Source organism: Betaproteobacteria bacterium (genome assembly GCA_016720855.1).
Lineage (GTDB): Bacteria > Pseudomonadota > Gammaproteobacteria > Burkholderiales > Usitatibacteraceae > FEB-7.
The window spans coordinates 180,643-194,742 of sequence record JADKJU010000005.1; the positions used below are offsets into that span (position 1 = coordinate 180,643).

16 protein-coding genes are annotated in these 14,100 nt (G+C 65.7%); 4 read left to right on the forward strand and 12 right to left on the reverse strand.

The window, feature by feature from the left end:
* Positions 1-10: 10 nt before the first annotated feature.
* From IPP91_18680 to IPP91_18705, 6 genes are all read right to left on the reverse strand, one after another.
* Positions 11-1,567, reverse strand: coding sequence for a 2-isopropylmalate synthase (locus IPP91_18680; GenBank protein ID MBL0144066.1), 1,557 nt, complete (start codon positions 1,565-1,567; stop codon positions 11-13).
* A gap of 209 nt (positions 1,568-1,776) precedes the next feature.
* A complete protein-coding gene (gene pssA, locus IPP91_18685) occupies positions 1,777-2,940 on the reverse strand; it encodes a CDP-diacylglycerol--serine O-phosphatidyltransferase (protein MBL0144067.1) in 1,164 nt (387 codons plus the stop codon).
* Between the two features lie 2 nt (positions 2,941-2,942).
* The gene (locus tag IPP91_18690; GenBank protein MBL0144068.1) at positions 2,943-3,596 is read right to left on the reverse strand and encodes a phosphatidylserine decarboxylase; all 654 of its coding nucleotides are present in this window, start codon (positions 3,594-3,596) and stop codon (positions 2,943-2,945) included.
* Between the two features lie 8 nt (positions 3,597-3,604).
* Positions 3,605-4,621, reverse strand: coding sequence for a ketol-acid reductoisomerase (gene ilvC, locus IPP91_18695; protein ID MBL0144069.1), 1,017 nt, complete (start codon positions 4,619-4,621; stop codon positions 3,605-3,607).
* 27 nt (positions 4,622-4,648) lie between these two features.
* Complete coding sequence (gene ilvN / locus IPP91_18700; protein MBL0144070.1) at positions 4,649-5,140, reverse strand: acetolactate synthase small subunit; 492 nt, start codon at positions 5,138-5,140, stop codon at positions 4,649-4,651.
* Positions 5,141-5,238: 98 nt separating this feature from the next.
* Positions 5,239-6,987, reverse strand: a complete 1,749-nt coding sequence (locus tag IPP91_18705; protein MBL0144071.1) for an acetolactate synthase 3 catalytic subunit — start codon at positions 6,985-6,987, stop codon at positions 5,239-5,241.
* 201 nt (positions 6,988-7,188) lie between these two features.
* On the opposite strand from IPP91_18705, the gene IPP91_18710 reads away from it, so the two are divergent.
* The 4 genes from IPP91_18710 to IPP91_18725 are packed head-to-tail and all read left to right on the forward strand — an operon-like array spanning position 7,189 to position 8,961.
* Positions 7,189-7,755 (forward strand): RNA polymerase sigma factor, encoded by a 567-nt coding sequence (locus IPP91_18710; GenBank protein MBL0144072.1) that lies wholly within the window; start codon positions 7,189-7,191, stop codon positions 7,753-7,755.
* Positions 7,752-8,129: a DUF3619 family protein gene (locus IPP91_18715; protein MBL0144073.1), complete on the forward strand. Its 378-nt coding sequence runs from the start codon at positions 7,752-7,754 to the stop codon at positions 8,127-8,129. Before IPP91_18710 ends, IPP91_18715 begins: the two co-directional genes overlap by 4 nt.
* Positions 8,099-8,524, forward strand: coding sequence for a DUF3106 domain-containing protein (locus tag IPP91_18720; protein ID MBL0144074.1), 426 nt, complete (start codon positions 8,099-8,101; stop codon positions 8,522-8,524). Before IPP91_18715 ends, IPP91_18720 begins: the two co-directional genes overlap by 31 nt.
* Positions 8,524-8,961 carry an RDD family protein gene (locus tag IPP91_18725; GenBank protein MBL0144075.1) on the forward strand — a complete coding sequence of 146 codons (438 nt, stop codon included), beginning with the start codon at positions 8,524-8,526 and terminating at the stop codon, positions 8,959-8,961. Before IPP91_18720 ends, IPP91_18725 begins: the two co-directional genes overlap by 1 nt.
* On the opposite strand, the gene lptG is transcribed toward IPP91_18725, so the two are convergent.
* The 6 genes from lptG to IPP91_18755 form a co-directional block, all read right to left on the reverse strand.
* A complete protein-coding gene (gene lptG, locus IPP91_18730) occupies positions 8,958-10,025 on the reverse strand; it encodes an LPS export ABC transporter permease LptG (protein ID MBL0144076.1) in 1,068 nt (355 codons plus the stop codon). The genes IPP91_18725 and lptG overlap by 4 nt on opposite strands.
* Before the next feature lie 10 nt (positions 10,026-10,035).
* Positions 10,036-10,320, reverse strand: a complete 285-nt coding sequence (locus IPP91_18735; protein MBL0144077.1) for a hypothetical protein — start codon at positions 10,318-10,320, stop codon at positions 10,036-10,038.
* Positions 10,321-10,380: 60 nt separating this feature from the next.
* Positions 10,381-12,450 carry a cation acetate symporter gene (locus tag IPP91_18740; GenBank protein ID MBL0144078.1) on the reverse strand — a complete coding sequence of 690 codons (2,070 nt, stop codon included), beginning with the start codon at positions 12,448-12,450 and terminating at the stop codon, positions 10,381-10,383.
* Positions 12,450-12,716 carry a DUF4212 domain-containing protein gene (locus IPP91_18745; protein MBL0144079.1) on the reverse strand — a complete coding sequence of 89 codons (267 nt, stop codon included), beginning with the start codon at positions 12,714-12,716 and terminating at the stop codon, positions 12,450-12,452. The genes IPP91_18740 and IPP91_18745 overlap by 1 nt, the downstream gene beginning before the upstream one ends.
* Positions 12,717-12,998: 282 nt before the next feature.
* Positions 12,999-13,682: a response regulator transcription factor gene (locus tag IPP91_18750; protein ID MBL0144080.1), complete on the reverse strand. Its 684-nt coding sequence runs from the start codon at positions 13,680-13,682 to the stop codon at positions 12,999-13,001.
* On the reverse strand, positions 13,679-14,092 hold the full coding sequence (locus IPP91_18755) for a response regulator (protein ID MBL0144081.1): 414 nt from the start codon (positions 14,090-14,092) through the stop codon (positions 13,679-13,681). Before IPP91_18755 ends, IPP91_18750 begins: the two co-directional genes overlap by 4 nt.
* Positions 14,093-14,100 lie beyond the last annotated feature (8 nt).

The following is a 14,100-nucleotide window of genomic DNA, read 5'->3' on the forward strand; positions in this document are numbered from 1 at the left end:
CATTCCGGCTTCAGGGCGTGATGGACTCCTCGCCGTACTGCGGATTCATGCGCGCCGAACTGATGCCCATCTTGTTGAGCGCGCTCAGGTAGGCCTTGGCGGATGCGACCACGATGTAGGTGTCGGCTCCCATGCCGTTCACGACGCGGCCTTCCCTGGCGAGCCGGACCGTCACCTCCCCCTGCGAATCCGTGCCGGTGGTGATGTTGTTCACGGAGTACAGAAGCAGCTCCGTGCCGCTGTGGACCATCTGCTCGATCGCCTGGAACGAGGCGTCCACGGGCCCTGCTCCCTGCGCCTCCGAGCGCATCTCGTGCCCGCCATCGGCGATCACCACGCGCGCATACGGATGTTCTCCCGTCTCCGAATGGGCCACCAGGGAGACGAGCTTGAGCCGCTCATGCTCGGGCGTGACGCTTTCATCCGAGACCAGCGCCTGGAGATCCTCGTCGAAGATCTCGCGCTTCTTGTCGGCCAGTTCCTTGAACTTGGCGAAAGCGGCATTGAGCGCCTCCTCGGAGGCGAGCGTGATGCCGATCTCCGCCAGGCGGGACCGGAACGCGTTTCGCCCGGAGAGCTTGCCGAGCGTGAGGCGGTTCGCGCCCCAGCCGACGTCCTCGGCCCGCATGATCTCGTAGGTCTCGCGGTGCTTGAGCACGCCGTCCTGGTGGATGCCGGATTCGTGCGCGAACGCATTCGCCCCGACCACCGCCTTGTTCGGCTGCACCGGGTAGCCGGTGATGGTCGACACCAGCTTGCTCGTGGGCACGATCTGCGTGGCATCGACCCCGGTCCCGCAGGCAAAGATGTCGGCCCGCGTCCTGACCGCCATCACGATCTCCTCCAGGGAGGCGTTGCCCGCGCGCTCGCCCAGCCCGTTGATCGTGCACTCGACCTGTCGGGCGCCGTTCATCACCGCGGCGAGCGAGTTGGCCACTGCCATCCCGAGGTCATTGTGGCAGTGCGTGGACCACACCGCCTTGCCGGCGTTCGGGATCCGGGTGAGCAGCTCGCGAAAGAGGGCGCCCCAGCGATCGGGCACGCTGTAGCCGACGGTGTCGGGCACGTTGATCGTGCGCGCACCCGCAGCGATCGTGGCCTCGAAGATGCGGCAGAGGAAATCCACCTCCGAACGCACGGCATCCTCGGCGGAGAACTCGACGTCGTCCGTGTACTCGCGCGCGAGCTTCACCGAGCGCACGGCGGCTTCCAGCACCTGTTCCTCGCTCATGCGCAGCTTGAGCTTCATGTGGATCGGGCTGGTCGCGATGAAGGTGTGGATGCGCTTGCGCGACGCGGGCGCCACGGCCTCGCCGGCGCGCCGGATGTCGTTGTCGTTGGCGCGCGCGAGCGAGCACACGGTCGACTCCTTCACCGTTTCCGCCACGGCGCGGATGGCGTCGAAGTCGCCGGCGCTCGCAGCGGCGAAGCCCGCCTCGATCACGTCGACGCGCAGCCTCTCGAGCTGCTTGCCGATCCTCACCTTCTCCTCGCGGGTCATGGAAGCGCCGGGGCTTTGCTCGCCGTCGCGCATGGTGGTGTCGAAAATGATGAGCTGGTCCTGCATGGGTTCACTCCAGGGGGAATAGGGATGGGAATCTGCCGTCCCGCTTGCCGGGCGGCACCGCAACTGCCGAATTGTGGGGTGGGGTTTTTAGCGCGCGGGGCGCAGCAGCAGGCCCGGGAGGCCCGCCAGCGGGAGGCGAAGCAGGTGGTCGGCGATGCGCGCGACGGAATTCATGTTTCGACTATAGCAATGGCCGCCGGGGCTGGCAACTAGGGTTGCAGCGGGTCCAGCTCGCGACCGGAGCGTGCGCCGCTGCGCAGGAGGGCAGCCACGATGTCGTGCGAACCGTGTTCCTCGGCCAGGTCGAGAGCGGTCATTCCGGAGAGGTCACGCACATTGGGATCGGCGCCGCCCGCGAGCAGGACCTCCACCGCCTCCTGGAATCCCATCCCGGCGGCAAGCGCGAGCGCGGTCGTGCCGCGTTCATCCCGGTGGTCCCGGGTCGCGCCCCGGGCGAGCAGCAACTCGACCGCCGGCAGGTTCGATTCCTCGACCGCCACCATGAGCAGGGAGCGCCCGCCGCCGTTCACCACGGTGTCCGGCGGCGTCGAATGCAGCATGCGCGCAAGCGCCGTCACGTCGCCCTCGTCGATCGCGTCGCGGATATGCCGGTACTGCTTTTCCTTCGCCTCTTCCCGCCAGCGATGGACCACCCAGGTCACGTAGCCGGAAACGCCGTACGCCACCATGATTCCCCAGAGGACGTGCGAAGGCTCGATCGAGATGAGCAGCAGGGCAACCACGATCACCAGCGTCATCCAGAACGGGACCGCGCGGCGCAGGTTCAGGTCCTTGCCGCTGTAGAACCGCACGTTCGACACCATCGTGATGCCCGCGTAGAGGGTGAGCGCGGCGGCGAACCACTTCACCTCCCCGCCCTTCACGTGGTAGTCGTTCAGCACCCAGATCATGCCCGCGACGAGGGCAGCGGCGGCGGGGCTTGGAAGTCCCATGAACCAGCGCTTGTCGGCCACCGAGAGCTGCGTGTTGAAGCGCGCGAGCCGCAGCGCCGCGCCCACGCAATAGACGAAAGCCGCGATCCAGCCGATGCGGCCCATGCCGCGCAGCGCCCATTCGTACATCACGAGGGCCGGGGCCGCGCCGAACGAGACCATGTCGGAGAGACTGTCGTACTCCGCCCCGAACGCCGACTGGGTGTTGGTGAGCCGAGCCACCCGGCCGTCCAGCCCGTCGAGGACCATCGCGACGAAAATGGCGATGGCCGCACGCTCGAAGTCGTGGTTCATCCCCTGCACGATCGCGTAGAAGCCGGCAAACAGGGCGAGCGTCGTGAGGAGGTTGGGCAGGAGGTAGATCCCGCGGCGGCGTATGGGCTCCATCAGCAGGCGCCGGGGTTTGGCGGCGGGGTCCACGATCAGCCCCTGACGCCCGGCAAGTGGGCGAGCACGGTCGTGGTGGCCGAGACCTTGTCACCAATGGCGACCTTCGGGGTCGAGCCCGGCGGAAGGTACACATCGACCCGGGAGCCGAAGCGGATGAAGCCGTAGCGCTGTCCGCACGCGAGCCGGTCGCCCTTGCCGACGTAGCAGAGGATCCGCCGGGCGATCAGGCCGGCGACCTGGACGCTCGTCACGTCGAGGCCGCCCGCCGTGCGCAGGTGCACGGCATTGCGCTCGTTTTCGGTCGAGGCCTTGTCGAGGTCGGCATTGACGAACAGCCCCGGGGAATACCAGACGGCCTCGACCGTGCCGTCTACCGGCGAGCGATTCGAATGCACGTTGAAGATGTTCATGAACACGCTGATCCTGACTGCGTCGCGCTTGAGGTATTCGTCGCGCGCATTGCCGACCTGGACGATGCGGCCGTCGGCCGGGCTGAGCACCAGGCCATCGCCCTGCGGTACCTCGCGGGGCGGGTCGCGGAAGAACTGCAGGACGAAGACGGCGGCGAGCCAGAACGGCACCGACCACCCGCCCGCGAACCAGGTGACCATCACCGCCACCGCGATGGCACCCCCTAGGTAGGGCCACCCCTCGCGGGCGATGATGGGGTGCGGGTAATGCGCCAAGGCGGCCCTCAGTTGCGACTCTGGTCGACGAGCTTGTTCTTCCTGATCCAGGGCATCATCGCCCGGAGCTTCTCGCCCACCTGCTCGATGGGGTGCTCCGCGAGCAGGCGCCGGCGCGCCTTGAGAGTCGGGGCCCCGGCCTGGTTCTCGAGGATGAAGTCGCGCGCGTAGCCGCCGCACTGGATATGGGCCAGCGCGTCCTTCATCGCCTGCTTCGCTTCGGGGCCGATGACTCTCGGGCCAGTCAGGTACTCGCCGAACTCCGCGTTGTTCGAGATCGAGTAGTTCATGTTGGCGATGCCGCCTTCGTAGATGAGGTCCACGATGAGCTTGGTCTCGTGGAGGCACTCGAAATAGGCCATCTCCGGGGCGTAGCCCGCGTCCACCAGCGTCTCGTAGCCGGCCTTGATGAGTTCCACGATGCCGCCGCACAGGACGGCCTGCTCGCCGAACAGGTCGGTCTCGGTCTCCTCGCGGAAGTTTGTCTCGATTACTCCGCCGCGCGTGCCTCCGATCGCGCAGGCATAGGAAAGGGCGAGGTCCTTGGCCTTTCCCGAGGCATCCTGGTGCACGGCGATGAGGGCCGGGACGCCCCCGCCCTGCGTGTATGTGGAGCGAACGAGGTGGCCGGGTCCCTTGGGCGCGATCATGATCACGTCCAGGTCGGCCCTCGGCTGCACTTGCCCGAAGTGGATATTGAACCCGTGCGCGAAGGCGAGCGCCGCGCCCTTCCTGATGTTGGGCTCGATCGACTCCTTCCAAACCGCCGCGTGGTTCTCGTCGGGAAGCAGGATCATCACGAGGTCCGCACTCTTGACTGCGGCGCCGACGTCCTTCACTTCGAGCTTCGCCTTCTTCGCCTTGTCCCAGGAAGCGCCGCCCCTGCGCAGGCCCACCGTGACCTTCACGCCGGATTCCTGCAGATTCTGCGCGTGCGCGTGCCCCTGCGAGCCGTAGCCGATGATCGTGACCTTCTTGCCCTTCACGAGGGAGAGGTCCGCGTCCTTGTCGTAGTACACCTTCATGATCGTATCCTCGGATGTGCGTGAATTTCAGGCCTTGAGAACCCACTCGCCCCGGCCGATGCCGGAGACGCCGGTGCGGACGGTTTCCAGGATCGAGCTCCTGTCGAGCGCCTCCAGGAAGGCATCGAGCTTGTCGGTCGTGCCCGTGAGCTCGATGGTGTAGGACTTGTCGGTGACGTCGATGATGCGCCCGCGGAAGATGTCGGCGGTGCGCTTAGTCTCCTCGCGGTCCTTGCCGGAAGCGCGCACCTTCACGAGCATCAGCTCGCGCTCGAGGTGGCGGCCTTCCGAGAGGTCCACGACCTTCACCACGTCCACGAGCTTGTTCAGCTGCTTGGTGATCTGCTCGACGACCTCGTCGGAACCGGTGGTGACGATGGTCATGCGCGACATCGTCGCGTCCTCGGTGGGGGCAACGGTGAGCGACTCGATGTTGTAGCCGCGGGCCGAGAAAAGGCCTGCAACGCGCGAAAGCGCGCCCGCTTCGTTTTCGACGAGGATGGAGAGGATGTGGCGCATGGCGAAGGGTCGGGAAGTAGGTGTATGGGTGCGGGGAGCGGACGGGACGGTCGCGCGCGGCAGGAGCGTTTCTCGCCCTTGCCCCGCGCGGCCCGGCCCTACAGGTCTTCGGCGAGGATCATCTCGGAGATGCCCTTTCCGCCGGGCACCATCGGGAACACGTTTTCCGTCTGGTCCGTGATGATGTCGAGGAACACGAGGCGGTCCTTCATCTTGAAGGCCTCGCGAAGCGCCCCCTCGACGTCGCCGGGCTTTTCGATCTTCATCCCGACGTGGCCATAGGCTTCGGCGAGCTTCACGAAATCCGGCAGCGCGTCCATGTAGGACTCGCTGTAGCGGTTGCCGTGGAAGAACTCCTGCCATTGCCGGACCATGCCCATGTAGCGGTTGTTCAGGTTCACGAGCTTCACCGGCAGGTGATACTGCTTGCAGGTGGACAGTTCCTGGATGCACATCTGGATGGAGGCCTCGCCGGTGACGCAGGCGACGTCGGCATCCGGGAAGGCGAGCTTCACGCCCATGGCGTAGGGCAGTCCGACGCCCATCGTTCCCAGGCCACCCGAATTGATCCAGCGCCGGGGCTTCTCGAAGCGGTAGAACTGCGCGGCCCACATCTGGTGCTGGCCGACGTCTGAAGTGATGTAGGCGTCGCCCTTCGTGACTTCCCACAGTTTCTCGATGACGAACTGCGGCTTGATGATCGTGGCCGCACGGTCGTACTTGAGGCAATCCTTCGCGCGCCAGGTCGCGATCTGCCCCCACCAGGCGGCGAGAGCGGCCGCGTCGGGTTTGCTCTTTGCCGCCTTGAGGAGCGCCAGCAGTTCGTCCAGGACCTCCTTCACATGCCCCACGATCGGCACGTCCACGCGCACGCGCTTCGAAATCGACGACGGGTCCACGTCGATGTGGATGATTCTGCGGTTGGCGCTGCCCGCGGCGAAGTGGGCGGGGTTGCCGATCACGCGGTCGTCGAACCGGGCGCCCACGGCGAGCAGCACGTCGCAGTTCTGCATCGCCATGTTGGCTTCCACCGTGCCGTGCATGCCGAGCATGCCGACGAACCGCTTGTCCGAAGCCGGGATCGCGCCCAGGCCCATGAGGGTGTTGGTGCAGGGATAGTCGAGAAGCCGCACCAGCTCCGTGACCTCCTTCGAGGCCTCGCCGAGGATCGCGCCGCCCCCCACGTAGATCATGGGCCGCTTGGCCTCCAGCAGCAGCTGCATCGCCTTCCTGATCTGGCCGGCGTGCCCTTTCGCGACCGGGCTGTAGGAGCGCAGCTGTACCGTGTCGGGGTAATGAAAGCGGGCGGATTGCTGCGACACATCCTTCGGGATGTCCACCAGCACCGGACCGGGCCTGCCGGTGGTCGCGATGTGAAACGCCTTCTTGATGGTGACCGCCAGCTCGTTCACGTCCTTCACCAGGAAGTTGTGCTTCACGCAGGGGCGCGTGATCCCGACGGTGTCGCACTCCTGGAAGGCGTCCTCGCCGATGGCCCTCGTGGGCACCTGGCCGGAGATGATCACCATCGGAATGGAGTCCATGTAGGCGGTCGCGATGCCCGTGACGGCATTCGTCACGCCGGGACCGCTGGTGACGAGGGCCACCCCGGGCCGGCCGGTGGCGCGCGCGTAGCCATCCGCCGCGTGAAGGGCCCCCTGCTCGTGCCGCACGAGGATGTGCTTCACCTTCTTCTGGTTGAACAGGGCGTCATAAATGAACAGGACGGCCCCGCCGGGATAGCCGAACACGAACTCGACCCCTTCGTCCTGCAGGCAGCGGATGGCGATCTCGGCGCCCGTCAGGGTTTCACCAGTTTCCGCGAGCGGGGGGAGCTTGAGTTCCATAAGGTCTTGTAAATCGTGAAGTTTTGAAAGGGAACCTAGAACATTAGCGGGCAGGGGAGGATTGGTCAAGCCGAATGGCGGGATAAACCGCTCGCGCCGGGGGGCGGGCAGGCCGCCCTCCTTTGCTATAGTCGCGGCGACGCGGGCCGAATGCGCTCCCCACCCTGCCCGGGCGGGGCCCACTGCCCGCGGGAGGATCCCCTGGCTACGCAAAAAGAGCTGTCCGACTTCCTCGCCTCCGTGGAGCGACGCGCGTTCAAGCAAAGCGTGTTCTCGGTCCAGGACGACGAGGCAGCTCTCGACATCGTGCAGGAAGCGATGCTCAAGCTTGCGGAGAATTATTCGGCACGCCCTGCGGAGGAACTGCCGCTCCTCTTCCAGCGAATCCTGCAGAACGCGATCCGCGACCACTACCGGCGAAACCGCGTGCGCTCGGCCTGGACATCCCTCTGGGGGGCCCTGGGCCTTACCGGCGAGGACGACGACGCGGACCCTCTGGAGACGTTCGAGGTCGAGGAAAAGGGCGCCATCCCTGCCTCTCCCGACGGCCGTCTGGAGCAGACGCAGACCATGGAAATCATCGAAGAGGCCGTCCAATCGCTGCCCGAACGTCAACGGCAAGCCTTCCTTCTGCGTTATTGGGAAGACTTCGATGTCAGTGAAACGGCCAGGGCGATGGGTTGCTCGGAAGGCAGCGTGAAAACGCATTGCTCCCGGGCGACGCATGCATTGGCGAAGATCCTGAAATCAAAAGGCATAAGTCTATGAATGAAAAAGACTTTGGAAACAAGCTCCGGCCGTGGCTCGAGCGCTCGGCGTCGCAGGTCGGTGAATTGCAGGCCACCCGGTTGCGCTCCGCGCGGCTGCGGGCGCTGGATGCCTGGCGCGAACCGGTGCGGTTCCTCGGCTTCGTGACGGTGGGTGCGGGGACGGCGCAGACGATCAAGTACTCGATCCTGCAACAGGCGCTGCTGTGGCTTCCGATCGTGATCCTGCTGGCGACGCTGGCCGCAAAAACCCTCGCCCCGGTCGCGGACATCGGCGAGCTCGATGCCCAGCTGCTTTCGGGCGAACTCCCGATCGACGCGTTCCTCGACAAGGATTTCGGCCAGTGGCTCAAGAGCGAATCCGGCTCCTTCTAGGGGCTCTCGCCGTCTGCATCTCCCTGGCCGCCATCCCGGCCAGCTCCGACCCCAAGGCGCCCGCGACGCCCCAGACGCCGTGGGCGCGTCTCCTGCCGGAGGATCGCAAGGTTCTCGCGCCGTTGGCGCCCGACTGGGACAAGCTCCCGGGCTACCAGCAGAAACGCCTGGTGTCGGCCGCCAGCCAGTACCCGAAGATGCGCCCCATCCAGCAGGAGCGGTTCCAGGAACGTTTGCGCGATTGGGCGGCGATGACCCCGGACCAGCGCAAGGCGGCGCGTGAGACATTCCAGGGCCTGAAAAAACTCCCGCCGTCCAAGCAGCATGAGTTGAAGGAGCGCTGGCTCGAGCAAAACGCCGCACCGACGCCCGCGCCGGAACCCGAACGCCGCTGATGGACGCACAGGCGCCTCCCGCGCCCGGCATGGCGCGACGGCTGGCCTGCGCGGCGTATGAGTTCCTGATCCTGGCGGCGCTCGTCCTCGTCGCCACCTTTCCATTCCTTGCCTTCGCGGGCGATTCCACCAGCGGCCTGCGCCGGCATTTCCTCCAGGCCTGGGTCCTGCTGGTGGTTGGCGCGTACCTGGTGTGGTTCTGGACCCGCGGGGGACAGACCCTGGCGATGAAGACCTGGCGCATCCGCCTGGAGTCGGCGGACGGCGGCCGCGTGGACGCGGCGCGCGCGACCTGCCGTTACCTCCTCGCCGTTGTGGGTGCAGCGGCGCTGGGAGCAGGATACTTCTGGGCGCTGATCGACCGCGACGAGCAGTTCCTGCACGACCGTATTGCAGGCACCCGCCTGACCGACCTGAGCACCCGCGGCGGGCGCTAGCGTCGCTCGACGTGCATCAGGCCCGACGCCGCCACGCCCAGGAAGATCAGCGTCGGCATGCCGGCGGAAAACGCCGCCGGCCAGTCGTTGAGCAGGCCGATGTGCGAAAAGAGCCGCCCGGCGAAGTGGAACCCGAGGCCTAGCAGTATCCCCAGCACGATCTTCGCGCCGGTACCGCTCGTGCGCTGAGACTGGATCGCAAAGGGAATCGCCAGCACCATCATCACGATCGCCGCCAGGGGATAGAGCAGCTTCTGCCAGAGTGCGATTTCGTAGCGCGTGGTCGTCTGGCGATTCTCCCGCAGGTGCTCGATGTAGGCCCACAGGTTCAGCACCGACATGCGCTCCGGGACGATCTTAAGTACCGAGAGGATGTCGGGCGTGAGCACCGAGTTCCACACGGTGGCCGGCCGCCGCTCCAGCACCGCCTTGTCGCCGTCGAAGCGCGTCACTTCGACGTCGGTCAGCGCCCAGCGGTTCTGGCCGTCGTAGGTCCCCTTCCCCGCGCGGCTGATCGAGGCGAGGCGGTTGGCTTTGTCGAATTCGTAGATCTTCAGGTTGAGCAGCGCCGTGTCGGCGGTCACGTCCTGGATGTTCACGAAGCTGCGATCGTCCTTCACCCAGAATCCGGAACGGAACTCGCGCGCGACGATGGAGCTGGTCGCCTTGAGCCTCAGGCTCTTGGCCGCATCTTCGGTGAAGGGCGTGACCAGCTCCCCGACCGCGAGCGTGGTCAAGGCGACCACAAGCCCCGCGCCCGCCACGTGCCCCGCCAGCTGCGCCATCGAAAGCCCCGAGGAGCGCATCACGGTCAGTTCGGACTGCTCGGACATCCGCGCCAGCGCGAAGAGCGTTCCGATGAGCGCGGCGGCAGGAATGAGGACGTAGGCGTGCGATGGCAGCGACAGCAGCACGTAGCCGATCATCACGGTCAGGCGGTATCCGCCGCGCCCGACGTCGTCCAGTTCGCGAACCAGGTCGAAGAAGCCGAAGAGCGCCAGCAGCGCCGCGAGCACCAGCAGGCTCGTGGCGAGAATCTCCCTGGCGAAATAGCGGAAAAGCATCGCCTTCCGGCTAGCTGACCCGCCTGAGGCTGGCCAGCCCGACGATCAGGAAGATCCAGATCCATAGCAGCAGGCCGAATGCAATGAACGGCACGTGCCGGTCGGGGATAAACTTCGGCATCAGGAAGCGCGTCGCCCGCGTGACCGGCCCGGTCACTATGCGAAAGACCTGGAAGATGACGTTGCGCTCGCGGTTCGCGCCGGAAAAGAGCGCCACCAGCCCCTGACCGAGATAGGCGAAGCCCGCGACTTCGACAACCGCCTTCAGGGCGCGCAGGAGGAAATCAGGATCCATGAATGGAAATGGCCCGCGCCGGAAAGGCGCGGGCCCATTGTGCCACGGTTCGACGAGGGGTCAGGCGCCCTTCGTGTCGATGTCGCCCTCGAGTCTCGGGTAGCGAACGTGATCGACCAGCTCCTGCACTTCCTTGTCCGGGGCGGGCGTGAGCAGGCTGACCACGAAAATCGTGACGATGCCCACCGGCACGCCGAACATCCCGGCCGAGATCGGCTCGAGACCCCACCACTTCACGATCGGCGTCGTCCCGAACCACTGGATGAACACCGGATAGGTGTGGACCATGTAGTAGAGACATATGCCCAGGCCCGCCGCAATGCCGGTGATGGCACCGATCTTGGAGGCGCGCTTCCAGAAGATCCCCATCACCAGGGCCGGGAAGAGCGCGGACGCCGCGATCGAGAACGCTGCGCCGACCAGGAACAGGATGTTCCCGGGCTTGAGCGACGTCACGTAGGCCGCGATGATGGCCACGCCGAGCAGCAGCACCTTCGACACCGTGATGCGCATCCCCGGGGAAGCATTGGGGTTGATCATCTTGTAGTAGAGATCGTGCGACAAGGCGTTGGCGATCGTGAGCAGCAGCCCGTCGGCGGTCGAAAGCGCCGCTGCGAGGCCGCCCGCCGCCACCAGGCCCGAGATCACATACGGCAGGCCGGCGATCTCCGGCGTCGCCAGCACGATCAGGTCGCCGCCTATCACGATTTCGGCGAGCTGAACGATGCCGTCCTTGTTGATGTCGGTGATGTTGAGCAGCCCTGGATCCACTGTTCTCCACGCGTTCGCCCAGGCTGGCAGATCCGCGAATTTCGACCCGACCACCAGGGTATACACGTCGAACTTCGCCAGTACCGCCAGCGCGGGCGCCGTGAAGTAGAGCAGGAAGATGAAGAAGAGCGACCAGCCGACCGAGGTGCGCGCCTCGCGCACCGAGGGCGTGGTGTAGTAGCGCATCAGGATGTGCGGCAGCGCAGCGGTGCCGAACATCATGCAGAACACGACGCCGATGAAATTGAGCCTCGACGTGTCGCGTGCCTTCTCATCGGCGCCCGGGTAGGGTGTCGCATGATGCAGCGGCGGCTTGGACCGTGCCGTGGCGCCGGCCTTTTCTGCCGTCCACTTGGCCTTGGCCGCGTCGGCGTTGACCGGGAAATCCTTCACGGCCTTCTCGGCAGCATCGAGGTCGGGCTTGGGCGCAGAGGCGACCTTCAGGTCCTCGAGCTTCTTGGTCACCAGGTCCTTTTCGGACTGGTAGCTGGCAGGCAGGCCCTTGATCTTCTCATCCGCCGCCTTGGCGCGGTCGGCGAAGATCTGGCGGACCTGCTTTTCCCCGGGGTCGCTGGTAAGCACGTTTTCCCGCGCGGTGAGCTTCTCGAGCACCGCGCCGTAGACGAGCTGCGGAACCGGCACGCCGGTGTGCTTCACCGACAGCCAGACCACGGGAATCATGTAGGCGATGATCAGGATCACGTATTGCGCCACCTGCGTCCACGTCACCGCCTTCATGCCCCCCAGGAAGGAGCACACGAGGATTCCGGCGAGACCCACGAACACGCCGATGCCGAACTCCAGGCCGGTGAAGCGGCTGGTGATGAGGCCCACGCCGTAGATCTGCGCCACCACGTAGGTGAACGACGCGATGATGGCCGCGATCACTCCCAGCGAACGCACGATGTTGCCGCCGTAACGGGCCCCGAGGAAGTCCGGAATCGTGAACTGACCGAACTTGCGCAGGTAGGGGGCAAGCAGCAGCGCCACCAGCACGTAGCCGCCGGTCCAGCCCATGATGAACGACAGCCCCTGAAAGCCGGTGAGGTACAGCGTGCCCGCCATCCCGATGAAGGACGCGGCGCTCATCCAGTCCGCACCCGTGGCCATTCCGTTGAAGAACGCGGGAACCCGCCGGCCGGCCACGTAGAATTCCGCAACCTCCAGCGTGCGGCTCATGATGCCGATGCCGGCATACAGAATGATCGTGAATACGAGGAAACAGTAGCCGATCCACCTGGGCGTCATGCCCATCTTCTCGCCGATGGCGAGCGCGATCACGAAGAGGACGAACCCCCCCGTGTAGAAGGTGTAGTACTTCTTGAGCTGCTGAGTGAACGATTTCTGATTCATGGCCATCAGTCTTGCTCCCCTTCATGAACGCCATGCTCGAGGTCGGCCTTGTTCATCGCCCAGGCGTAGTAGCCGATGATCGCCAGGTAGATGACGAGCGAGCCCTGGGCGGCCATGTAGAACGAGAACGGCCAGCCGAACATCTTGAACTCGGCGAGCGGTATCGCGAACCAGGCCAGGACGAAGGTGGCGACGAACCAAATCACGAGCAGGACTGCCGTGAGCCTCAGGTTCTTGTGCCAGTAGTCGATGTGTGTCTGCGTGAGCTGCATCCCGTTCCTCCTCGTTGATCGTTGTCCTCGGAACGGTTGTCCGTCCGGGCCGGTCGAAGTGCCGGGGCGCCTTGCGGGGCGCCTGAGCGGCTCGGGTCGCTGTCGAATCACGAAAGGGGGAACGACTGAAGCCACCGCGACCCTTGCCGGCGCTTCGCGCCCTGCCATCCCTCTTGCCGGGGATTGGCCGGGCGCTGCCGGTTGTTATTCTTTGGTGACCCTCCTCCTTACCGTGCAGGATGCTAATACCCCCGTCCCGCCATGGGCAATAGGGGTTTACCCCTACCCGGCAGGACCGGTGCCTCCCGGGCCCGCACCACGGCGCTCCGGCGGCCGCGCGCCAAGGATTGCCTGGACGAGTTCCGCGACGGAATTCACCGCGAGCTTCTCCATGATCCGGGCGCGGTGTGCCTCGACCGTCTTGATGGAAATTTCCATTTCCTCGGCAATGATCCGGTTGACCTTCCCGGCGATGACCCGCTCGAGCACTTCACGCTCTCGCTGCGAGAGCAAGGCCACGCGCTCGGCGCGGCTTCGTGCTTCCTCGCGCCCCGCCCGGGTGGCGGCATCGCGGCGTATGCATTCGCGCACCAGTTCCACGATCTGGCGGTAGTCGAAGGGCTTCTCGATGAAGTCGATCGCGCCGCTCTTCACCGCGAGCACCGCCTTGGGAACGTCGGCCCGGCCCGAGAGGAAGATGACGGGCATCTCTATCCCGGCCTCGTTGAGGTATTGCTGCAGATCGAGCCCGCTCATTCCCGGCATGAAGAGGTCCAGGATAAGGCAGCCCGGAGCGTCGGGACGGTAGGCCTTCAGAAAGCTCTTCGCGTTGGGAAAGGCCTCCGACCGGATGTCATTGCGCTTCATGAGCCAGGTGAGCAGTTCGCGGATCGATTCATCGTCGTCGATCACATAGACCGTCGGTTCGATCGTCGACGCCCCGGCAGCGGGGGAGGCGGAACTCATGGCGCCTGCCTCGGACCTGCGTCCGGCGTGAGCCGCAGCACCGGATCGGCGAGCAGCGCCTGCACTCGCGCAACGAGGTCCTGGGTGGAGAAGGGTTTCGTCACATAGTCATCCGCGCCCACATCCAGGCCCCTTTCGACGTCGCGTTGCCCCCCCTTGGCAGTCAGCATGAGCACCCGCGTCGCCGCCAGCGATGCGTCGGCGCGAATGAGGCGGCAAAGCTCCAGCCCGCTGCGCCTGGGAAGCATGATGTCGAGCAGGACCAGGTGCGGCCGGTAGATCGCGAGGAGCGAAAGCGCCTCCTCCCCGTCCGCCGCTGCCCTCGTCTCGAAGCCGGCCTGCCGCATCAGGAATTCGAGCGAGGTGACGATGCTCGACTCGTCCTCGGCGATCAGCACGCGCTTGGCCATCACGCGCC

Coding starts and splice junctions, on each gene's coding strand:
- IPP91_18745 (MBL0144079.1), bottom strand. CDS start 12,716: ATGCAGCTCACGCAGACACACATCGACTACTGGCACAAGAACCTGAGG.
- ilvC (MBL0144069.1), bottom strand. CDS start 4,621: ATGAAGGTGTACTACGACAAGGACGCGGACCTCTCCCTCGTGAAGGGC.
- IPP91_18680 (MBL0144066.1), bottom strand. CDS start 1,567: ATGCAGGACCAGCTCATCATTTTCGACACCACCATGCGCGACGGCGAG.
- IPP91_18715 (MBL0144073.1), top strand. CDS start 7,752: ATGAATGAAAAAGACTTTGGAAACAAGCTCCGGCCGTGGCTCGAGCGC.
- IPP91_18725 (MBL0144075.1), top strand. CDS start 8,524: ATGGACGCACAGGCGCCTCCCGCGCCCGGCATGGCGCGACGGCTGGCC.
- IPP91_18735 (MBL0144077.1), bottom strand. CDS start 10,320: ATGGATCCTGATTTCCTCCTGCGCGCCCTGAAGGCGGTTGTCGAAGTC.
- IPP91_18755 (MBL0144081.1), bottom strand. CDS start 14,092: ATGGCCAAGCGCGTGCTGATCGCCGAGGACGAGTCGAGCATCGTCACC.
- lptG (MBL0144076.1), bottom strand. CDS start 10,025: ATGCTTTTCCGCTATTTCGCCAGGGAGATTCTCGCCACGAGCCTGCTG.
- IPP91_18705 (MBL0144071.1), bottom strand. CDS start 6,987: ATGGAACTCAAGCTCCCCCCGCTCGCGGAAACTGGTGAAACCCTGACG.
- IPP91_18740 (MBL0144078.1), bottom strand. CDS start 12,450: ATGGCCATGAATCAGAAATCGTTCACTCAGCAGCTCAAGAAGTACTAC.
- ilvN (MBL0144070.1), bottom strand. CDS start 5,140: ATGCGCCACATCCTCTCCATCCTCGTCGAAAACGAAGCGGGCGCGCTT.
- IPP91_18750 (MBL0144080.1), bottom strand. CDS start 13,682: ATGAGTTCCGCCTCCCCCGCTGCCGGGGCGTCGACGATCGAACCGACG.